The sequence below is a fragment of the Kitasatospora sp. NPDC001540 genome (genome assembly GCF_042894345.1).
In the GTDB taxonomy this organism is placed as follows: domain Bacteria; phylum Actinomycetota; class Actinomycetes; order Streptomycetales; family Streptomycetaceae; genus Kitasatospora; species Kitasatospora phosalacinea_C.
In genome coordinates, this window is the sequence record NZ_JBIAVO010000034.1 from 1 (window position 1) to 19,775 (window position 19,775).

Annotated in this window: 22 protein-coding genes and 1 tRNA gene; 11 read left to right on the top strand and 12 right to left on the bottom strand. The window is 75.6% G+C overall.

Annotation, left to right across the window (positions count from 1 at the left end; translation table 11 throughout):
• Positions 1-143 precede the first annotated feature (143 nt).
• Both ACFY00_RS30060 and ACFY00_RS30065 read right to left on the bottom strand, forming a co-directional pair.
• Complete coding sequence (locus tag ACFY00_RS30060; RefSeq protein WP_388035119.1) at positions 144-1,541, bottom strand: NADP-dependent succinic semialdehyde dehydrogenase; 1,398 nt, start codon at positions 1,539-1,541, stop codon at positions 144-146.
• Between the two features lie 70 nt (positions 1,542-1,611).
• Positions 1,612-1,682: transfer RNA gene (locus tag ACFY00_RS30065), tRNA-Cys, on the bottom strand.
• 244 nt (positions 1,683-1,926) lie between these two features.
• Here ACFY00_RS30065 and ACFY00_RS30070 point away from each other — a divergent pair.
• Both ACFY00_RS30070 and ACFY00_RS30075 read left to right on the top strand, forming a co-directional pair.
• Positions 1,927-2,385: a helix-turn-helix transcriptional regulator gene (locus ACFY00_RS30070; RefSeq protein ID WP_388035316.1), complete on the top strand. Its 459-nt coding sequence runs from the start codon at positions 1,927-1,929 to the stop codon at positions 2,383-2,385.
• A gap of 10 nt (positions 2,386-2,395) precedes the next feature.
• Positions 2,396-2,809: a VOC family protein gene (locus tag ACFY00_RS30075; RefSeq protein ID WP_388035121.1), complete on the top strand. Its 414-nt coding sequence runs from the start codon at positions 2,396-2,398 to the stop codon at positions 2,807-2,809.
• 46 nt (positions 2,810-2,855) lie between these two features.
• On the opposite strand, the gene sph is transcribed toward ACFY00_RS30075, so the two are convergent.
• Positions 2,856-3,872 (bottom strand): sphingomyelin phosphodiesterase, encoded by a 1,017-nt coding sequence (gene sph / locus ACFY00_RS30080; RefSeq protein ID WP_388035124.1) that lies wholly within the window; start codon positions 3,870-3,872, stop codon positions 2,856-2,858.
• 192 nt (positions 3,873-4,064) lie between these two features.
• Between sph and ACFY00_RS30085 the strand changes: the two genes are divergently transcribed.
• Positions 4,065-4,796 carry a Clp protease N-terminal domain-containing protein gene (locus tag ACFY00_RS30085; RefSeq protein WP_388035127.1) on the top strand — a complete coding sequence of 244 codons (732 nt, stop codon included), beginning with the start codon at positions 4,065-4,067 and terminating at the stop codon, positions 4,794-4,796.
• A gap of 247 nt (positions 4,797-5,043) precedes the next feature.
• On the opposite strand, the gene ACFY00_RS30090 is transcribed toward ACFY00_RS30085, so the two are convergent.
• Positions 5,044-5,436 carry a winged helix-turn-helix transcriptional regulator gene (locus ACFY00_RS30090; protein WP_388035130.1) on the bottom strand — a complete coding sequence of 131 codons (393 nt, stop codon included), beginning with the start codon at positions 5,434-5,436 and terminating at the stop codon, positions 5,044-5,046.
• Between the two features lie 76 nt (positions 5,437-5,512).
• Between ACFY00_RS30090 and ACFY00_RS30095 the strand changes: the two genes are divergently transcribed.
• Both ACFY00_RS30095 and ACFY00_RS30100 read left to right on the top strand, forming a co-directional pair.
• A complete protein-coding gene (locus tag ACFY00_RS30095) occupies positions 5,513-6,274 on the top strand; it encodes a group II truncated hemoglobin (RefSeq protein WP_388035133.1) in 762 nt (253 codons plus the stop codon).
• A gap of 131 nt (positions 6,275-6,405) precedes the next feature.
• The gene (locus ACFY00_RS30100) at positions 6,406-7,029 is read left to right on the top strand and encodes a GNAT family N-acetyltransferase (protein WP_388035136.1); all 624 of its coding nucleotides are present in this window, start codon (positions 6,406-6,408) and stop codon (positions 7,027-7,029) included.
• A 254-nt stretch (positions 7,030-7,283) separates the two neighbouring features.
• Here ACFY00_RS30100 and ACFY00_RS30105 read toward each other — a convergent pair whose 3' ends face one another.
• Entirely contained in the window at positions 7,284-8,537 is a 1,254-nt protein-coding gene (locus ACFY00_RS30105) for an FAD-dependent monooxygenase (RefSeq protein WP_388035139.1), read from the bottom strand.
• A 329-nt stretch (positions 8,538-8,866) separates the two neighbouring features.
• Between ACFY00_RS30105 and ACFY00_RS30110 the strand changes: the two genes are divergently transcribed.
• Positions 8,867-9,433 (top strand): TetR/AcrR family transcriptional regulator, encoded by a 567-nt coding sequence (locus ACFY00_RS30110; RefSeq protein WP_388035142.1) that lies wholly within the window; start codon positions 8,867-8,869, stop codon positions 9,431-9,433.
• Positions 9,434-9,451: 18 nt separating this feature from the next.
• Here the strand turns inward: ACFY00_RS30110 and ACFY00_RS30115 are convergent, their stop codons facing one another.
• Positions 9,452-10,621 carry a hypothetical protein gene (locus ACFY00_RS30115; RefSeq protein ID WP_388035144.1) on the bottom strand — a complete coding sequence of 390 codons (1,170 nt, stop codon included), beginning with the start codon at positions 10,619-10,621 and terminating at the stop codon, positions 9,452-9,454.
• A gap of 323 nt (positions 10,622-10,944) precedes the next feature.
• Between ACFY00_RS30115 and ACFY00_RS30120 the strand changes: the two genes are divergently transcribed.
• Entirely contained in the window at positions 10,945-11,598 is a 654-nt protein-coding gene (locus ACFY00_RS30120; protein ID WP_388035147.1) for a class I SAM-dependent methyltransferase, read from the top strand.
• Positions 11,599-11,637: 39 nt separating this feature from the next.
• Here the strand turns inward: ACFY00_RS30120 and ACFY00_RS30125 are convergent, their stop codons facing one another.
• Both ACFY00_RS30125 and ACFY00_RS30130 read right to left on the bottom strand, forming a co-directional pair.
• Complete coding sequence (locus ACFY00_RS30125; protein ID WP_388035149.1) at positions 11,638-12,717, bottom strand: hypothetical protein; 1,080 nt, start codon at positions 12,715-12,717, stop codon at positions 11,638-11,640.
• Positions 12,718-12,834: 117 nt separating this feature from the next.
• A complete protein-coding gene (locus tag ACFY00_RS30130) occupies positions 12,835-13,686 on the bottom strand; it encodes an alpha/beta fold hydrolase (protein WP_388035152.1) in 852 nt (283 codons plus the stop codon).
• A gap of 199 nt (positions 13,687-13,885) precedes the next feature.
• Here ACFY00_RS30130 and ACFY00_RS30135 point away from each other — a divergent pair, with 199 nt between their 5' ends.
• On the top strand, positions 13,886-14,173 hold the full coding sequence (locus ACFY00_RS30135) for a hypothetical protein (RefSeq protein ID WP_388035155.1): 288 nt from the start codon (positions 13,886-13,888) through the stop codon (positions 14,171-14,173).
• A 4-nt stretch (positions 14,174-14,177) separates the two neighbouring features.
• Positions 14,178-14,480, top strand: a complete 303-nt coding sequence (locus tag ACFY00_RS30140) for a hypothetical protein (RefSeq protein WP_388035158.1) — start codon at positions 14,178-14,180, stop codon at positions 14,478-14,480.
• Between the two features lie 19 nt (positions 14,481-14,499).
• Here ACFY00_RS30140 and ACFY00_RS30145 read toward each other — a convergent pair whose 3' ends face one another.
• Complete coding sequence (locus tag ACFY00_RS30145) at positions 14,500-15,102, bottom strand: helix-turn-helix domain-containing protein (protein ID WP_388035160.1); 603 nt, start codon at positions 15,100-15,102, stop codon at positions 14,500-14,502.
• Positions 15,103-15,172: 70 nt separating this feature from the next.
• Positions 15,173-15,682 (bottom strand): MarR family winged helix-turn-helix transcriptional regulator, encoded by a 510-nt coding sequence (locus ACFY00_RS30150; RefSeq protein WP_388035163.1) that lies wholly within the window; start codon positions 15,680-15,682, stop codon positions 15,173-15,175.
• A 308-nt stretch (positions 15,683-15,990) separates the two neighbouring features.
• Here ACFY00_RS30150 and ACFY00_RS30155 point away from each other — a divergent pair, with 308 nt between their 5' ends.
• Positions 15,991-16,704, top strand: a complete 714-nt coding sequence (locus tag ACFY00_RS30155; RefSeq protein ID WP_388035166.1) for an SDR family NAD(P)-dependent oxidoreductase — start codon at positions 15,991-15,993, stop codon at positions 16,702-16,704.
• A gap of 18 nt (positions 16,705-16,722) precedes the next feature.
• Here ACFY00_RS30155 and ACFY00_RS30160 read toward each other — a convergent pair whose 3' ends face one another.
• Entirely contained in the window at positions 16,723-17,010 is a 288-nt protein-coding gene (locus ACFY00_RS30160) for a hypothetical protein (protein ID WP_388035169.1), read from the bottom strand.
• Between the two features lie 145 nt (positions 17,011-17,155).
• Between ACFY00_RS30160 and ACFY00_RS30165 the strand changes: the two genes are divergently transcribed.
• Positions 17,156-18,571: a DUF2254 domain-containing protein gene (locus ACFY00_RS30165; RefSeq protein WP_388035172.1), complete on the top strand. Its 1,416-nt coding sequence runs from the start codon at positions 17,156-17,158 to the stop codon at positions 18,569-18,571.
• Between the two features lie 69 nt (positions 18,572-18,640).
• Here ACFY00_RS30165 and ACFY00_RS30170 read toward each other — a convergent pair whose 3' ends face one another.
• A complete protein-coding gene (locus tag ACFY00_RS30170) occupies positions 18,641-19,657 on the bottom strand; it encodes a cytochrome c oxidase assembly protein (RefSeq protein ID WP_388035175.1) in 1,017 nt (338 codons plus the stop codon).
• Between the last annotated feature and the right edge of the window lie 118 nt (positions 19,658-19,775).

Sequence of the window (19,775 nt, forward strand, 5' to 3'; positions counted from 1 at the left end):
TTGTAGACGCCGGGACGCACCCCCCCCCCCCCGCCGGCCGGGCGGGGGGGGGGGGGGGGGGGGGGGGGGGGGGGGGCGGGGGGGCCCCCCCCCCCCCCCCCCCCCGCCGCGCTCGTGTCCGTGCTCGTGTCCGCGCTCGCGGCTCAGCTGCCGGACCACACCGTGGTGACGTTGCAGAACTCGCGGATGCCGTGACCGGACAGCTCCCGCCCGTAGCCGGAGCGCTTGACCCCGCCGAACGGGAACGCCGGGTGCGAGGCCGTCATGCCGTTGAAGAAGACGCCGCCCGCCCGCAGGTCGCGCACGCACCGCTCGCGGTCCGCGTCGTCCGTGGTCCAGACGTTCGAACTCAGGCCGAACGGGGAGTCGTTGGCGACGGCGATCGCCTCGTCCAGGTCGGCGACCCGGTAGACGGTGGCGACCGGGCCGAAGGCCTCCTCGCGGTGGATCCGCATCCGGGGGGTCACCCCGGTCAGCACCGTCGGCAGGTAGTACCAGCCGCCCCCCAGCGCCGGGTCGTCCGGCCGGCCGCCGCCGCACTCGACGGACGCGCCGTGCCCGACCGCGTCGGCGACCAGCTCCTCCAGGTCGGTGCGGCCCTGCTCGGTGGCCAGCGGCCCGACCTCGGTGCCCTCCGCCATCGGGTCGCCGACCGTCAGCGCCCGCATCCGGGCCGTGAACGCCGACAGGAACTCCTCGTACACGTCCGTGTGCACGACGAAGCGCTTCGCGGCGATGCAGGACTGCCCGTTGTTCTGCACCCGCGCCGTCACCGCCCGCTCCGCCGCGGCCGCCACGTCCGCCGAGGGCAGCACCAGGAACGGGTCGCTGCCGCCCAGCTCCAGCACCGTCTTCTTGATCTCGTCCCCGGCGACCGCCGCCACCGACCGGCCCGCGCCCTCGCTGCCGGTCAGCGTCACCGCGGCGACCCGCTCGTCGCGGATCACCGCCTCCACCGTGGACGAGCCGATCAGCAGCGTCTGGAAGCAGCCCTGCGGGAACCCGGCCCGGGCGAACAGCTCCTCCAGCGCGAGCGCGGTGCGCGGCACGTTCGAGGCGTGCTTCAGCAGGCCCACGTTGCCCGCCATCAGCGCGGGCGCGGCGAACCGCACCACCTGCCAGAACGGGAAGTTCCACGGCATCACCGCCAGCACCGCACCCAGCGGCCGGTACCGGACGAACGCCGACGCCCCGCCCGAGTCCGCGACGTCCTCCGCCGCCGGGTGCTCGTCGGCGAGCAGCGCCTCGGCCCGGTCGGCGTACCAGCGCATCGCCTTCGCGCACTTCGCCGCCTCGGCCCGGGCCTGCGCCAGCGGCTTGCCCATCTCCAGGGTCATCGTCCGGGCGATCTCGTCGTTCGCCCGGTCGAGCAACTCCGCTGCCCGGTGCATCAGTTCGGCGCGGTGCGCGAACGTGGTCAGCCGCCAGGACTCGAACGCCGACTGCGCCCGGGCCAACCGGTGCTCCACGGCGGCCTCGTCCAGCGGATCGAAGACCTCAACGGTGCGGCCGTCGGCCGGATTGACGGTGGCGATGGCCATCGGGGGCCACTCCCTCCTCGACTGCCGCCCGGCCAACCGGGCGGGGGGCGGACGACCGAGGGGAGCGAGGAGGTGGAGACAGGAATCGAACCTATGTACGCGGCCCTGCAAGCCGCTGCCTCGCCTCTCGGCCACTCCACCGGGCTCCCTCGCGTGACTCACAAGCTAGCAGCGGGAAAACCGCGCACGGGAATCCGACCCACCCGGAACTCACCCGAATGCCATGCCCCCTTCGAAGTACGACGAACGTCCGGCAGATCATCGTTCTGCCCCGCCCCCGCCCCCGCCCCCGCCCTCCGGCCCCCGCCGCCCGTCCGACTCCCCGACTACCCTGGGCGCCGTGCAGATCGACGACCTCAAACGCCTCCGCCGGGCCCGCGACACCATGGACCGCGACTACGCCGAACCGCTGGACGTCGCCGCCCTCGCCAAGGTCGCCCTGATGTCCGTCGGCCACTTCCAGCGCAGCTTCCGCGCCGCGTACGGCGAGACCCCGTACAGCTACCTGATGACCCGCCGCATCGAACGCGCCAAGACCCTGCTGCGCCGCGGCGACCTGTCGGTCACCGAGGTCTGCATGGCCGTCGGCTGTACCTCGCTGGGCTCCTTCAGCACCCGCTTCACCGAACTCGTCGGCGAGAGCCCCAGCGCCTACCGGGCCCGCGACCACAGCGCCGCCGAACACATCACGGCCTGCGTCGCGATGTACCTCACCCGTCCGATCCGCGGCACCGACACCGGCCGCCCGGGGCAGGCCGCCGACCGGGCCCCGCAGCAGGCCGCCGACCGGGCCCCGGCGCAGGAGATCAGGAACGGAGAAGCGGAGGGCGCGGCCGGTCAGTAGCGTCGGGGGCATGGACATCAAGCTCTCGCAGTGCTTCATCGCCGTGGACGACCACGACGCCGCCCTCGGCTTCTACCGCGACGCCCTCGGCCTGGAGGTGCGCAACGACGTCGCCTTCGAGGGAATGCGCTGGGTCACCCTCGGCTCGGCCGCGCAGCCCGAGGTCGAGGTCGTGCTCGAACCCCCGGTCGCCGACCCCGGCGCCACCGACGCCGACCGCCAGGCCGCCGCCGAACTGCTCGCCAAGGGCCTGCTGCGCGCCGTCAACTTCCGCACCCCCGACTGCGACACCACCTTCGAGAAGATCCGCGCCACCGGGGCCGACGTGCTCCAGGAGCCGATGGACCAGCCCTACGGCGTCCGCGACTGCGCCTTCCGCGACCCGGCCGGCAACATGGTCCGCTTCGCCCAGCCCCGCCGGTAGCGGCCCGTCGGCGGGCCCCGCCGCGGGGCCCGCCGAGGCCGGAGCCTCAGCCCGCCAGCAGCGGGTAGTGGTCCGACAGGTCGGTGTACGTGTACGAGGTGCCCCAACTGCTCACCGTCCAGGGCGCGGAGTGGAACCGGTGCACCGTGTTGGTGTACTGCTGCGGGCGCGCGTGGTCGGCCCGGTACAGCACGTAGTCCAGGTCCTCCTGCGGCTCGCCCGGGTACCGGTAGGCCGCGATCGAGTTGTCGACGGTGTCGAAGGAGTTCGCCCAGCCGGTGCGCGCCGTCGCCGGGGCCAGGTTGCCGTTGGCCAGCAGCGCCGGGTACTCGCCGCCGTGCGAGTCGATGTTCAGGTCGCCCGCCAGCACGACCGGCTCGCCCGCCGGGATCCGCTTGGCGTCCAGGAACGCCCGCATCGCCTGCAACTGCTTCGCCCGGACGTCCGCGGCCTGCCCGCTCGCGCAGCCGGAGTCGGTGGACTGCAGGTGCGTGCCGACCACATGGGTGAGCTGCCCGTTCACGTTGATCTGCGCGTAGACGAACCCCTTGTTGGACCACCAGTCCGACCCGCACGCGTCCTTGAACACGTACTGCTCCTTGCGCAGGATCAGCCACCTGCTCAGCAGCAGCACTCCGCCGTCCTCCGGCGTCGTGCTGCTGTAGCCGCCGGACGTCGCGTCCCACCCGGAGGTCGAGCGACCCACCACCGGGGTGCGGTACGGGTAGGCGCCCGCCGCCTTCGCCGCCAGCGCGTCGGAGGCCGCGTTGTCGAACGCCTCCTGCAGCACCACCACGTCGTGGCCCTGGAAGAAGTCCGCGCCCGCGATGGCCTGCGCGCGCTGCGCCTGGCCCCAGTTCGGGTACAGCGAGGTGCTCATCAGGAAGGTGTTGTAGCTGAGCACGTCCAGCGGGGCGACGGCGGCGGGCGCGGTCTCGGCGGGTGCGCTCTCGGCGTGCGCGGCGGTGGCCGCGGTGACGGCCGTGACGGCCTGCGCGGTCGTCAACAGGGTTGCGGCGACGGCGAGTACGGCGGTGGTGCGGGTGGCGCGGGGCGCGGTCATCGGGTCTCCGGTGGGTGAGGGCCGGTCGGATGTCGTGCATCCAACTCGGGCCCGCGTGACGCGGACAAGACAGCGGGCGGCCGGTGGGTGAACTCGGCTGAAACACCCCCTACCGGCGAGTAGGAATCGGCCGCGCCGGGAGCTGTCAACTGACGGTTGACACTCCTCCTACTGTCAACCTAGGGTTGCCTCATGGCAGACACCTCCGGAGCGAAGCCCTCCGTCCGGCTCGACGACCTGATCGAGGGCATCAAGAAGTCGTACCCCGAAGCGCTCGACCAGCTGTCCAACGCGGTGCTGGTCGCCGACCACCTCGGCGACGTCGCCGACCACCTGATCGGCCACTTCGTCGACCAGGCCCGTCGCTCCGGCGCGTCCTGGACCGACATCGGCCGCAGCATGGGCGTCACCCGCCAGGCCGCCCAGAAGCGCTTCGTCCCCAAGGACCCGGGCGAGGTCAGCGAGATCGACACCGCGCAGGGCTTCAACCGCTTCACCCCGCGCGCCCGCAACGTGGTGATGGCCGCCCACCAGGCCGCCAAGGACGCCCGCAACGACGAGGTCCGCCCCGAGCACCTCGTCCTCGGACTGCTCGCCGAACCCGAGGGCCTCGCCGCCGCGTACGTCGTCACCAGCGGCGTGCCCCTGGAAGCCGTCCGGGAGGCCGCCCTGGCCGCCCTCCCGCCCGCCGTCGAGGAGGCCCCCGAACTCGTCCCCTACGACGCCGGGTCCAAGAAGGTCCTCGAACTCACCATGCGCGAGGCCCTCCGCCTCGGCCACAACTACGTCGGCACCGAGCACCTGCTGCTGGCCCTCCTCGAACACGAGGCGGGCCACGGCATCCTCACCTCCCTCGGCCTCGACAAGACCGCCGCCGAGACCGAGTTCCTCGCCACCCTCGCCCAACTCAGCACCGAATCCTGAGGATTCCCCCACACCCCGCGAGCGGCGGGACCGCCCTGGGACGGGAGCGGCCCGCCGCTCCCGGCTGCCCGGCCCGTCCTCCGGCCCGGCCCGGGACGCCCACGAGTCGATCAGCGCCAGCAGTTGGGCGTTGAACTCCCGGGCCTCCCCGGGCCTCCCCGGGCGTCAGCCGCAGCCAGGCCTCGGTCGACATCGCGCACCCCGTGCGCCGGTCACCGGCACCGACCGGTCGATGAGCGGGTCGACCTCACGCGCCGGGCGGTGCGGCCGCGGGAACGATCCGCGCCCCCGTGCGGCGGGCCCGCCCCTCGCCCCACGCGTGCAACGCCTCCAGGACCGGTACCAGGCTCTCGCCCTCCGCAGTCAGCCGGTACTCGACCGACGGCGGAACACCCCCGTCCGAACGTCGGGACACCAGGCCCGCGGCCTCCAGCCCGCGCAGCCGCTGCACCAGCACCTTCTCGCTGACCCCCGGGATCCGCCGCCGCAGCGCACCGTAGCGGTGCACGCCCTCCTTCAGGTGGGCGAGCACCACCACCGCCCACTTGCCGCCGATCACGCTCAACGACAACTCGACCGCGCAGTTGTACTGCTGACGACCCGTCGCCGCCGCGCCCGTCGACTCCTCCGAGTCCGCCACCGTGCAACCCCCGTCCAGGTGCTTACCGCGAAGTGCGTTCTTGCTCCGTGCCGAGTCCTGCGGTTGGGTTCCGATCATGACGGTCGAATACATCCGCTACCGGATCGACGCGGCGCGCGCCGCCGCCTTCGAGGAAGCCTATGCCCGGGCCGCCGGGCCGCTCGCCCGGGCCGAGCAGTGCCTGGACTTCGAACTGAGCCGGTGCACCGAGGAACCGGACCACTACGTCCTGCGGATCCGGTGGACCTCCACCGAGGAGCACCTCGAGGGCTTCCGCAAGGGCGAGCACTTCGCCGCGTTCTTCGCCGAGATCAAGCCCTACGTCGCGGACATCGCGGAGATGCGCCACTACGAGCCCACGGCGGTGGCCGGAAGGGGCGGCGCCCACCCGACCCTGTACGACTGGGCGGGCGGAGCGCCCGCCCTGGAACGCTGGTTCACCCGGTTCTACGAACACGTCGACGCGGACCCGCTGCTGGCCCCGCTCTTCGCGGACAAGCACCCCGACCACGCCCGGCACGTCGCCGCCTGGCTCGGCGAGGTGTTCGGCGGCCCCCGCGCCTACAGCACCGACCACGGCGGCCACCGCCACATGGCCGCCCGCCACCTCGGCCGCGGCATCGAAGAGGCGCAGCGCCGCCGCTGGGTCGCCCTGCTGCAGGACACCGCGGACGAGGCCGGCCTCCCCGCCGACCCCGAGTTCCGCGCCGTCCTCGCCTACTACCTGGAGTGGGGCACCCGGATGGCCGTCCTGTACGCCGGACCCACCCCGCCCCCGGTCCTCGACGCGCCGGTGCCCCGCTGGGACTGGGGCCTCACCCCGCCCTACCGGGGCTGACCGACCCGCCTGCCGGTGCCGGGGAGTTCGTCGGGGAAGAGTGGGCGTCCACGGGGCGAAACTCCGTTGACGCCGGTCCGCCCCCGCCGGTTCGCTGCTGTCGACGAAGATCCCGAAGGAACGGAGCGGACATGGCATACCGGCTGGAGGGCCCCGTGCTGGAGGGCGCCCTGGTGCGGCTGGAGCCGCTGGAGCAGCGGCACGCCGCGGAGTTGGCGCAGGCCGCGGAGGAGAGCCGGGACAGCTACGGGTTCACCTGGGTGCCGCGCGCCGACGAGGTCGCCGGGTACATCGCCACCCAGCACGGCCGCGTCGCCACCGGCAGGCTCGCCCCGTACGCGCAGATCTCCCGGGCCACCGGCCGGGCCGTCGGCGCCACCGCCCTCTGGGAGCCGCGCACCCACCCCGACACCGACGTCCTGTACGCCGTCGAGGTCGGCTTCACCTGGCTGGCCGCCTCCGCGCAGGGCACCGGCATCAACGCCGAGGCGAAGCTGCTCCTGTTCCGGTACGCCTTCGAACGGCTGAGCGTCCGCCGGGTCGACCTCAAGACCGACGCCCGCAACGAGCGCTCCCGCGCCGCCATCGCCTCCGTCGGCGCCCGCTTCGAGGGCGTCCTGCGCAACTGGTCGCGCTCCTGGGCCCCCGGCGAGGACGGCCGCCTGCGGGACGCCGCGATCTTCTCGATCACCGACGACGAGTGGCCGCAGGTCGAGGCCGCCCTCCAGGAGCGCGTCGCCCGCTACCGGAAGTGACGCTCGGTCCGTCACTTCCCGTGCGGCGGCGGCGGATTGGCCGGTCCGGGCGGCGGCGGGGGCGCGCCGCCCATCCCGGTCGGCTTCCCGGACGGAGCTTTCTGCGGTGCCACGTTGCCCCTCCTCGGTGCGTGCGTCGGCGGCGGAACGGACCACCGCCGACCGGTGCGGTCTACGGCTGGATTCCCGTCCCGCGCCCGTCTGATGCGGCAGTGCGCCCCGTGCGCCGTCGCCTGCCCGCACCCCCGGCGAGGCTACGGCGCCGGCGGGGACAGGGGCGACCGGGGCAGCCGGGGCGGCACCCAGGCGTGGTGGCGCAGGATCGCCCGCACCGCCGCCCGGCCGGGCGTCAGCCGCATCGCGGTGTTGCGCACCGCCACCGCCACCGGGTGCGACAGCCCCTGCCCCAGCCGCCCCGCCTGCCGGGCCGCCCGCGCCACCGCCTGCGCCCGCGGTCGGCGCTCCGCGTCGTACCGGGTCGCCGCGGCGGCCGGAGTGGGCGCGCCCGCGACGGCGGCGGCCAGGGTCACCGCGTCCTCCAGGGCCTGGCAGGCGCCCTGGCCCAGGTTCGGCGTCATCGCGTGCGCGGCGTCCCCCAGCAGCACGATCCGGCCGTGGGCGAACGAGGGCAGCGGGGTGCGCAGTTCGCGCAGGTCGTGGTGGAGGACGGCCTCCGGACGGGTCGCCCCCAGCAGTTCCGGGACGGGGTGGTGCCAGTGCCCGAAGCGCCGGCCCAACTCGGCGAGCGGGTCGGTGAAGCGGCTGCCCGGCGGCAGGTCCAGCACGGCGTGCCACTCGGCGCGGCCGTCCGGCAGCAGGATGTGGCCGAACTCGGCGCCGTCGCCCCAGGTCAGCTCGAAGTCGCTGACGGGCCCGAACCGCCCACCCGGTGCGTCCGGTCCGCTCGGGGGAGCGGTGTCGGGAGCGGTGTCGGTCGCGGGGGCGACGGGCTCGGCGGTGATCGCGCGCAGCACCGCGGTGCCGACCAGTACCGCCCCCGGGTGGTCCGGCAGCGCCCGGGCGCGCAGGCGGCTGCCGACACCGTCCGCCGCCACCACCAGGTCGGCTTCCAGGACGCGGTCCGCGCAGCGCACCCGCACCGGGCCGGGCCCGTCCTGCTCGACCGCCGTGGCCTGCACGCCGAGCAGCAGCGCGTCGGACGGCAGGGCCGCCCGCAGCAGCCGGTGCAACTCGGCGCGGGTGATCCCGACGATCGGGGAGCCGACCGCCCGCTCCAGCGCCGCCCCGTCCATCCGCGCCAGCCACGTCCCGTCCGGGGTACGGGTGCCGCCCCGGTACTGCCCGCGGGCGGCGGCCCGCACCGCGGCGCCGACGCCCAACTCGTCCAGGGCCCGCAGTCCGTTGGCCGCCAGCGAGATCGCCGCACCGGCGTCCGCCGGGACCGCCGACCGCTCCACCACCGTCACCGACCACCCTACCCGCCGCAGCCCGAGCGCCGCCGCCAGCCCGCCGATCCCGCCGCCGACCACCACCGCCGTGCCGTTCACCCTGGCACCTCCGTTCTTCTACACCTGTAGAAGGCCCACGGTAACCGACCGCCGAAACCGCCCACCCACGGCCCCCTCCCGCCCCCGCCGCGCCCGGCCGCCACCGCCCACCGAGCCGCTGACCACCTCGAGGGGCCCGCCGTCCCCCTGCCGGGCCTCACCGGCCCCTTGCCGTGCCTGGTCAGGCTTCCCCCACCGCCCGCAGACGCTCCGGCCGCGCCTCCCGTGCCCTGCCGGTCGCCCGCCCACCATCCGCCGCCCGCCCCGGCCCTACCGCCCACCCGTCGGTCCCGCCAAGCCCGCGCCCGGAGTGGCGTACAAAGGGGTGCATGGCCATCGACCGACGCACGCTCCTCGCCGACACCGCCCTCGGCGTCCTCGCCGACCAGGGCATCCGCGGCCTCACCCACCGCGCCGTCGACCGGGCCGCCGCGCTGCCCGAGGGCACCACCTCCGCCTACTTCCGCACCCGCTCGGCCCTGCTCACCGCGGTGGTCCGCCGACTCGTCGAGCTGGACCAGGCCGAGCTGCGCCGGGCGGCCGAACGGCTCCCGCCGCCCCGCACCCCGGCCGAACTGGTCGACGGCCTCGCCGCCCTGGCCCGGCAGCGGCTGGGCGGCGAAGGGCGCCGCCGCTCGCTCGCCCGGGCCGCCTGCGCGGTGGAGAGCGTCCGCGACCCGGAGTTGCGCGAGATCCTGCAGCCGCGCGAGAACCCCGGCCGGGACGCGGTGCGCCGCCTGCTCGCCGCGCACCGCGTCCCGGACGTCGAGACCCGGACCCTCACCCTGCTCGCCTGCTTCGACGGTCTGGTCCTCGACGCCCTGCTCGCCGGCGGGCGGCCGGAGGTGGCGCGGGCGTCCCTGGAGGGGCTGGTGGTCGCCGCGCTGCGCCCGTGACGGCCCGCCAGGAGGCCGTCAGGGGCCGGTCGGAGCGGCCCACTGGTGGACGGTGCCCTGGTGCAGGGCGGCGTAGACGCGGTCGCGCAGCGCGTTGGCGTCCGCGTCGGTGAGGGTGCGGTGCAGGTCGCGCAGGACGACCTTGACCAGCAGGTTGTGCTGCTCCGGACGGGCCCCGAGCCGGGCCAGCGCCTGCGGCGGCAGGTCGTGGCAGGGGGTGCTGGAGAGCACCTCGACGGTCTCCACGCAGTCCGCGTCCGCGCCGAGGGCGTCCCGGACGCGGTCGCCGAGGTCCTCGGCGAGGTCGGCGCCGTCCACCGCGACGGACAAGTCACGGCGGACCGCGGGCAGCGCGGAGACCGGCCGGTACGGGGCGAGGTCGGTGAGCTGGACGGCCACGGCGGGGTCGGCGGAGCGCAGCAGGCGGATGTCCGGGACGCCCTTGCGCAGCATCAGCACCCGGTCCAGGCCCATGCCGAGCGCCAGCCCGCTCCACTCCGGCCCCAGCCCGGCCCCGGCCAGCACCTCGGGGTGCGCGAGCCCGCACTCGGCGACCTCCACCCACTCGCCGCCACCCGCCCCGTCCGCCCTCACGTCCAGTTGACGCCCCGCCAGGGTGTACGGGTGGACGCGCTCCTCGGTGCGGTGCGCCGCCCCCGGCAGCAGCGCCTCCACGAGCGCGGCGACCATCCCGGTGAGGTCGTCCGCCCCGGCCGGGGCTGGACGGCGGGTCAGGTACCACAGGTCCAGCTGGTGCGGCGTGCCGCTGTGCAGCCGGTCGATGCTGTCGCGCCGGTACACCAGGCCCGGGCAGGCCAGCAGCACCGCCTCCGGTGCCTCCCCGGCCGCCGCCCGCGCGGCGAGGGCCCGCAGCGCGCCCGGGACCAGCGCGCTGGAGTGGCTGCGCAGCATCCGCCGGTCGTCGACGTACCGGGTGTAGCGGGCGTCCCGGGTGACGTCGTCGCCGCAGTAGTTGAGGTGGTCGTAGTTGTCGGCGACGGTCACCACCCGCTCGCCCCGGTGCACCCGCACCGGGCAGCTCCAGTGCCCGGTCAGCGCCCGTACGGCGTGGTCGACGAGCAACTGCAGGGCGTGCGGCCCGGCGGCCGGATCGGTCAGGTCGCGGACGGCGAGGTCACGGGCGAGCTGTTCGGGGGAGAGGAGGCGGACGGCGGGGTGAACGGACACGGCGTGCTCCAGGCAGGACGGATCGGGACGGGACCAACAGGGGGGACACCACACCCCCCGGCCCCTGGGCACGACCCGCCGCCGGGCCGACCCGATCCGCCGAACTCCCTACCGGCGCAACGGAACCAATCCCCTGCGGCACCCATCGGGAGCCGGGGGGCCGGTAAATCGGCGAGAGATCGCTACGACGGCCATGGCCCGGAGTCTACGCACCCCGCCCCACCCGCCCGCAACGCGTTTTCCACCGGACGGACCACCCGCCCCGAGGGCCTAGGCTGAGCGCTTCCACGCAACGGGCGACGGACGGGACGGGGGCGCGGCGGATGACGGCGGACGGCGGGGTCGGGCAGGCGTACGACGGGGTGGCGGAGCTGTACGCCACCCTGTTCCGGGGCGAACTCGGCGGCAAGGAAGCGGAGTTGGCGCTGATCCGACGGCTGGTCGCGGCGCCCCCGGTGGCCGGGCGCGGACTGCCGGTGGGCGACCTCGGCTGCGGGCCGGGGGAGGCGACGGAGCTGCTCGCCGGGCTCGGCGTCCGCGCGTTCGGCCTGGACCTCTCGGCCGGGATGTTGGCCCAGGCCCGACTCGCCCACCCGGCACGGCCGTTCGTGCGGGGCACCCTGACCGCGCTCCCGCTCGCCGACGGCAGCCTCGGCGCGGTCCTCGCCCGCTACTCGCTGATCCACCTCCCGCCCGCCGAACTCCCCACCGCGCTCGCCGAGTTGCATCGCGTCCTGGCCCCGGGCGGCCTGCTGCTGACCGGGTTCTTCGCCGCCGACCCCGACCTCGGCGACACCGACCGCCCGGTCCCGTTCGACCACAAGGTCACCACCGCCCACCGCTGGCCGGTCGACACCCTCGCCGCCCTCTTCCGGCAGGCCGGTTTCACCGAGACCGCCCGCACCCTGCGCGCCCCGGCCCCCGGCGAACGCTTCCCGCAGGCCACCCTGCTGCTCGGCCGGGACGGCGGTGCGTGACAGGGGCGCGTGACGGCAGGTACGGGGCGCGCCCCGCCCTCACCCGACCGCGCGGAACGCCGGGTAGCCGGGCAGCTCGGGCGCGTCCCACCCCGCGGCGACCTCGGTGAGCAGCAGCCGCACGGTGGCGCCGAAGGCCGGGTACCCGGCCAGCCCGAGCGCGCCCGTCCAGCGGTGCCGCAGCAGCTGGCGACGGGTGGGCACCGGTCGGCGGGTGCGGTGCATCGGCCCGTCCTCGAGCAGCGCGCGGCGCAGGAGGTGCAGCGTCGAGTCGACCGTCCAGACCACCACCGCCCGGTCCATCCCGGCCTGCCAGAGCGCGTCCTCGGCCAGGTCGGGGTACTGCGCCACCACCTCGGAGCGGTAGGCCTCCTCGACCCGCCGGGCCAGGTCGCCCGGCAGCCGGTAGACGCACCAGCAACTGGAGAACGGCATCCGGCAGTAGGCGGCGGTCAGGAAGACCGACTGGTAGCCGGCCGCCTCGAAGTCGAGCAACCGCAGGCCGCCCGGGGTGATCAGGTTGTTGTCGGGGCAGGTGTCCCCCGGCGTGAAGCCGGGGTACCGCTCGCCGTCGGCGGTGCCGACCGCGGTGAGCTCCGCGGCCAGCCCGGGCGGGGCGGTCAGGCCGCACTCGGCGAGCAACTCGACGAAGGCGTCGACGTTCTGCCGCTGCCACGGCTCGTCCTCCCAGCTCGGCAGGCCCCGGCCGTGCCGCTGCCAGAGGGCCGCGAACTCGGCCCGCCGCGGCACCGAACGGGCCGCCAGCCGGCCCAGGCCACCGGCCCACTCCAGCAGGCCGCGCTCGGCGGCCTTCGGGTCGGTGCCCAGCAGCAGGTCTGCCAGGGTGGGGGCGTCCCCCAGGTCCGCCATCACCAGCAGCCGCTGCTCGTGGTCCGCGGCGAGCAGCTCCGGCCCGGCCAGGCCGAGCGAGAGACCGGCCGCCTCCCCGGCGTACGCCCGCCGCGCCCCGGGCTCGTCGACGAACGCCTTGACGACCACGCTGCCGCCGGTGGCCGTCCGGCAACGCAGCACGGCGCTCCGCGGGCTGCCGCCGAGATCGACGGGGTCCCTGAGGGGCTGGCCCAGCAGCGCGCCCGCGGCGCGGATGATCTCGTCCACCCCGGCATCCTGCCAGTGCGCCGGGCCGACCTCACCCGGTTTGTTCCGGCGGGACGGGGACGATCCGGCTCCCCGCCCCCCGGCAACCGGAGCGGGGCGGAGCGGACGGAGCGGGGATCAGCCGTCCAGCCCGCCCGGCCCCTCCCGTTCGTCCAGTTCGTCCAGTTCGTCCAGCAACTCGGCGACCAGCCGGTGCAGTTCGTCCGGCCGCTCCAGGTGCACGTCGTGCCCGGCGCCCAGCAGGCTGATCGCGCGGACCTCGGGGCGCAGCGCCAGCATCCGGTCGGTCTCGGCGGGCGGGATGATGCCGTGCTGCCCGAGCACCAGCAGGGTCGGGCAGCGCAGCGCGGCCCACTCGTCCCAGTGGTCGCGGGCGGCGACCGGGGCCAACGAGGCGACCATCAGCTCGACCTCGAAGCGCGGCCACCAGCCGTCCGGGCGCTGCTCCAGGCCGTCCGCCCAGGCCTCGCCGCCCGGTCCGCCGCCGAAGAAGCCGACGGCCGCGGCCCGGTCCGGGAAGGGCAGCGGCCACCCGCTCAGCAGGCCTTCGATCTGCGCGGGCGCGTCCTCGGCGCGCCCGGCGGCGGCCTCGACCAGCACCAGGCCGCCGAACCGCTCCGGGTGCGCGGCGGCGGCCAGCAGCGCGGTGTGGCCGCCGAGCGACTGCCCGACCAGCAGCGGCCGTTCCAGCCCGAGGCGGTCCGCGACGGCGAGCGCGTCGGCGACGTACGCGGCCCGGTCGACCTGCTCCGGGCGGCGGGTGGAGCGTCCGTGCCCGCGCTGGTCGAAGGCCACCACCCGGCGTCCGGGGGCCAGCGCCGCGGCCAGCGCGTCCCACTCGCCCGCGTACCCGGCCAGCCCGTGCAGCAGCAGCACCGGCCGCCCGTCGGCGGCGCCCGCCCAGTCCCGGCAGTGCAGTTCGACGTCGCCGCGCACCACCGTCCGCGCTTCCCAACCCCGGCCCGTCACCCGTTCCCCCCTCGTCCTGCGCCCTGTGCCCGCCCGGCGCTGCCGCGGCAGCGCCGGGCCGGAGCGCCGAGGATGGCACACCGACCCGCTCATGATCAACAGGACGCCCGCCGCGCCCGGATCCTCCTGGGGGCGTACGCGGCGGCCGATCCGGCGCGACACCATGGCGGAGGACCGACCACCGTGCGCAGGAGGAACGATGAGACGACGGACGCTGCTCGGGATCGGCGCGACGGTCACGCTCGGCGGGGCCGGGGTGGCCGGGATGGTCGGCGGCGTCCTCATGACGGCCGGGGCGGTCGGGACGGTCGGTGACGTCCGCGCGGCGGCGCCGCCCGACGGGGCGGGCGCGGGCTTCGTCACCACCGGCGTGCGCACCGACACCGCCCCGATGGCCCTGCTGTTCGACGGGCTCGGGCCGATCGAGCAGGCCCACTGGGTCATGGAGGGCCCCGGGCCCCGACGGCCAGCCGCTCCGAGCTGGTGACGCGGTGGTCTACGCCCTGCTGCGGCCCTCCGCGCCCCGGGCCGCTCCCTCCACCCAGCCCGCGCCGACCGCGCCGACCGTCCCGGCCCAGGCGTCCGCGCCGCTCGCCTTCCGTGACCACGACCGTCCCGCCGCCGACGACCGGGTCCCGCACGCCCTGGCCGCCTTCGCCCCGCCCGGTGCGGTCTGGGAGCCGACCCCCGGCCTCCCCCTGACCACGAACGCCGAGAGCTGCACCGCCTGGATCGACCGCGGCTCCGGCACCCTCTGCGCCCGGGTGCTCCGGCCCCGGGTGCCGCTCGGCTGACCGGGCCCGCCGACCCCGCTCAGCCGTGCGGGTAGCGGATCACCAGCACTGCCTCGACGTCCGCCCCCACCGCCTCGTAGCGGTGCGGGACGTCCGCCGCCCAGGTGTGGTGCCCGCCCGCGGCGACCGTCGCGGGCGCGGCCTCCGCACCCACCAGGGCGGTGCCGGACAGGACGACCAGGTGCTCCACCGTCCCCGGCGGGTGCGCCGCCGAACGCTGCACCCCGCTCGGCCGGATCCGGATCCGGTACGTCTCCGACACCGCCGCCGCGTCCTCGAACCGCTCCAGCAGCACGGCGTCCAGCACCCGCCCCGACACCCCGGGCCCGGCCACGTCCCGGAGGGCCGCCCGCGAGGGGCCCGGCAGCACGTCGCTCAGCGGCAGGCCCAGCGCGGTCGTCAGCGCGTACAGCGTCTCCAGCGTCGGGTTGCGGGTGCCCGCCTCCAGCCCCGACAGCGTGGCCTTGCCGACGCCCGAACGCCGCGCCAGCTCCGAGAGCGAGAGGCCGCGGGAGGCGCGCAGCTCGCGCAGCCGCAGCCCGATCCGCGCCGAGAGTTCGGCGCTCGTCGGGTCGGCCGCCCGCGCGGTGCCCGCCGCGTCCGGTCCATCCGTTGCTCGCATGCGGCCCATCGTTCCAGAGCCGGAACGCACGCACCGCGGTGGCTCCGCCGCACCCCGCGGCGCGCAGCGGTCAGTCGCTCGGGCCGATCCGCCCGTGCAGGTCGGTGAGCAGACGGTCGAGCAGCCCGGCGAGCTGCCCGCGCTCGGCCGGGGACAGCTCGGTGACCAGCTCCGACTCCCGACCCAGGACGGCGTCCACCGAACGTTCGACGAGCGCGTGCCCGTCCGGGGTGAGTGCGACCAGGACGGCCCGCCCGCCCGCCGGATCGGGGCTCCGCCGCACCAGCCCCTCCCGCTCGGCCCGGGCCACCCGCTGCGAGACGGCCCCCGCGGTGACCAGGGTCCGCCGGGTCAGCTCACGGGTCGTCAGCTCGTACGGAGCGCCGGAGCGACGCAGCACCGCGAGCAGGTCGAGCGTCGCCGCGTCGATCCCGGCGGCCCGCAGCACCCGGTTGCGGTCGTCCGCGAAGAGCTTGGCCAGCCGCCAGATCGGCGTGACGATCTCGATCGAGTCGGTCGGCACCCCGGGCCGCTCCCGCTGCCACGCAGCCGCGATCGCCGCCGCCGACCGCCCCGCCACCTCCTCCGCAGACCGCGCCCCGGGCCCGGCCTCGGCCTCCGATCGCGCTCCGGCCCCAGGGCCGGCCGCCGACTCGGCTCCGACCCCGGTCACCGGTCCAGCCCCGGCCTCCGGCCCCACTCCGGTCCCGGCTTCCGGTCTGGCACCTTCCTCGGCCCCGGCCTCCGGCCCGACCCCGGTCACCGGCTCCGCCCCGCCCGCCGCCCCGGCATCCGCCCCCGTACTGGATCCGGTCATGGGGTTGCCTCCCGCTGCTCCTGAGCTATGTTTAGCACTAAACGTACCAGTCGCCACCGCAGGAGGACGCAGTGACCCGCACCGTGCTCGTCACCGGAGGAAGCAGCGGCATCGGCCGCGCCGTCGCCGCCCGGTTCGTCGCCGACGGGGCCGAGGTGCACCTGACCGGGCGGCGGGCCGAGGCGGTGGAGCGGACGGCGGCGGAGCTCGGGGCGCACGGGGTGGTCTGCGACGCGACCGACCCGGTGGCCACCGCCGCCCTGGCCGCCCGCTTCCGGACGCTGGACGTGCTGGTCAACGCCGCGGGCGGCCTGCCCGCCGGGCCCGCCACCGGCAGCCCGCTCGGCGACCTGCTCGCCACCTGGCAGGCCAACCTCGCGCAGAACCTGCTCGGCGCCGTCCTCACCACCGAGGCCCTGCGCCCCGTCCTGGCCCCGGGCGGCACGGTGATCAGCCTGGGCTCGATCGGCGCCGAGCGCCGCGGCGGTGCGTACGGGGCCGCGAAGGCCGCCCTCGCGGCCTGGAACGCCGCGCTGTCGGCCGAGTTGGCGCCCCGCGGGGTCAGCTGCAACGTCATCGCGGCGGGCTACGTCGAGGGCACCGGCTTCTTCGGCGGGGCCATCGCCGAGGAGCGCCGCCGCGCCCTGATCGAGGAGACCCACGACGGCCGCCCCGGCACCGTCGAGGACATCGCCGCCACCGCGTACTTCCTCGCCTCGCCCGGGGCCCACCACCTCACCGGCCAGACCCTGCACGTCAACGGCGGTGCGCACACCACCCGTTGACGTGACGGGGGGCGGGCGTCAGGCGTTCCGCCCGGCCCGCTGCTCGCCGTCGCGCAGCAGGCTCGCGGCGTCCTTGAGGTGGGTGTGCGCCGACCACGCGTGCCAGTTGGCGTTCCGGCGTTCGAGGGCGATGTCCGCCAGCTCCTGCAGCGACTCCACCACGCCCGCCAGCGCCCCCAGCAGGAGGTGCTCGTCCGTCTCCGGGAACCGGCCCCGACCGGCCCGCAGCGGGGCGGTCACCTCGCCCCGGAGCTTCTCCCGCGTCTCGTCCAGCCCGGTGACGGCCTTCTGCAGCTCGGCGTCCACACCCGCTCCTCTCCGCCGCGGACGGCCGGACGCCGCCCTCTCCCGTGCGATCTACCCGGTTCCGGATCACCGCATCCGCAGCGAAAGCCCCCGGCGCCCCGCGTCCCTCCCGGGCACCGCCCCCACCCGCCGCTAGCCTGGCCCGATGAGCAGCGGGCGAGGCGGCGGGCGCGGCAGCGGCCGGGCGGACGGAGCGGACGGAACGGACGACGGACGGGCCGGCGCGCAGCACGGCGCACGGCCCGCCGCACCACCCCCCGGCAAGCGCCGCAAGCCCCGCTACCGCGCCCTGTCGCCGCTGCGCGAGCACCTGCGCGAGGCGTTCTGGTTCGCCCCGCTGCTGACCTGCGTCGGCGCGGTGCTGCTGGCCGGCCTGACCGACCTGCTGGACCGCGAGATCTTCGCCGAGGCGTCCGCCGCGCAGACCGCCGACACCCTGCTCTCGTTCAGCTCGGCGGCCAAGAGCGTGGTCTCCACCGTCAGTTCGGCGATGCTGACCTTCATCGGCGTGGTCTTCTCGATCTCGCTGGTCTCGCTGCAGATGGGCGCCAGCCAGTTCAGCCCCCGGGTGCTGCGGCTGTACGTGCGCAGCCGCCTGATCAAGGCGACCTTCGCGACCTGCCTGGCCACCTTCGTCTACACCCTGCTCGTCCAGCTCGGCTACGACGACACCAGCGACCCGTCCCGCGCGGTGTCCGTCCCGATCGTCTCCACGATCGTCGCGCTCGCCATGGTGATGCTCAGCCTGGCCCTGTTCGTGCTGTACGTGCAGGCCACGATGCGCCTGCTGCGCGTCCCGCACGTGATCGACCGGGTCACCCGGGAGTCCCTGCAGGTGCTGCAGGCCTACCGCTGGCTGACCCCCGAGCTGGGCCCGACGCCCGGCGACGTCCCGCCGGGGCCGACCCTGCTGCACGAGGGGCGCGGCGGTGTCCTGCGCGACGTCAACATCCGCTGGCTGATCCGGGTCGCCCGGCGGCACGACGCGGTGCTGTACCAGGTGCCGCGGATCGGCGACTTCATCGCGCCCGGCACCCCGACCGTGGTCGTGGTCGGCGGCAGCGCGCCCCGGCCGCGCCGGATCACCACCGCGCTGAACGTCGGCGTCGACCGCACCATGCACCAGGACCTCAGCTTCGGCTTCCGCCAACTCGTCGACATCGCCATCCGCGCCCTGTCCCCGGCCGTCAACGACCCCACCACCGCCGTCCAGGCCGTCGACCGGATCCACCAACTGCTGGCCGTCCTCGCCCCCGTCCACCTCGGCGAGCTGCGCCACCGCGACAAGGACGGCGTGGTCCGGCTGGTCCAGCCGGTGCCGGGCTGGGAGGCCACCGTCGACCTGGCGTTCACCGAGATCCGGATCTGCGGCGCCGGACAGCCCCAGGTCACCCGCCGCCTCACCGCCGCCCTCGACGACCTGCTGCGGATCACCCCCGAGCAGCGCCGCGCCCCGCTGCTGCTCCAGCGCCGCCTGCTGGAGCGCGCCGTCGCCGCGTCCGTCCACGACGAGGACAACCGCCGCTTCGCCCTGGCCCCCGACCGCCAGGGCATCGGCTGACCCGCCCGGAACGACGAGAACCGCCCGGAACGGACGGGCCGTTCCGGGCGGTTCTCCGCTCTCCCCGCGCTACGAGGCCTGACCGGCGGCCTGACCGGCGGCCCGGTCGGCAGCCTGACCGGCGCTCTGACCGGCAGCCCGGCCGGCGGCCCCCCGGTCCAGCGAGGCCAGGTACCGGTTGTACGCCTCCAGCTCGGCGTCGCCGTCCCGGTCGGCGGCCCGGTCGCGGCGGCGGGCCTGCCGCTCCTCGGACTTGGCCCACTGCAGGGTCAGCGCGATCAGCACGATCGCGGTCGGGATCTCGCCGAACGCCCAGGTGATGCCACCGGCCAACTGCTGGTCGTCGTGCAGGTTCGTGCCCGGCGGCGCCGTCGCGGCGCTGAAGGTGGAGACCAGCTGCCCGGAGGCCATCATCACCGCGACGCCGAAGAAGGCGTGGAACGGCATGCCCATGAACAGCTCGATGATCCGCATCACGAAGCCGGGGCGGTGCGGGCCCGGGTCGACGCCCATGATCGGCCAGAAGAACAGCATGCCGACGGCCAGGAAGTGCAGCATCATCGCCAGGTGCCCGACCCGGTACTGCATCAGGAAGTCGAACAGCGGCGTGAAGTACAGCACGTACAGGCTGGCGATGAACAGCGGGATGGTGAACGCCGGGTGCGAGACGATCCGCACGTACGTGGAGTGCAGCAGGGCGACGAGCAGTTCGCGCGGGCCCCTGCCGCTGCCCTTGCGGGCCGGGCGCAGGGCGCGCAGCGCGAGGGTGATCGGGGCGCCCAGCAGCAGCAGGATCGGGGAGAGCATGGACAGCACCATGTGCTGCATCATGTGCGCGCTGAACAGCACCATGCCGTAGTCGTTCAGGCCGGTGCTGGTGACCAGCAGCACCGTGCCGACGCCCGCCGTCCAGGCGACCGCCCGGCCGACCGGCCACTTGTCGCCGCGCCGCCACAGCCGGACGGCCCCCGCCAGGTACAGGCCGAGGGCGAGCGCGCAGAAGAGCAGGTAGGGCCAGTCCGGCGACCACTCCAGGGCGCGGGAGAGGGAGAAGGGTGGGAGCGGTCCGCCTCCGTGGTGGTGCATCCCCGTCATGCCGTCGCCCATCGGGCGGCCCCGCTTTCGTCCATGCCGACCGGGGCCGCGCGAGCGGCGGCCCGGGCGGCCCGGTGTGGTCCGGTCCGGTTTGGTCCGGTTTCGTTCG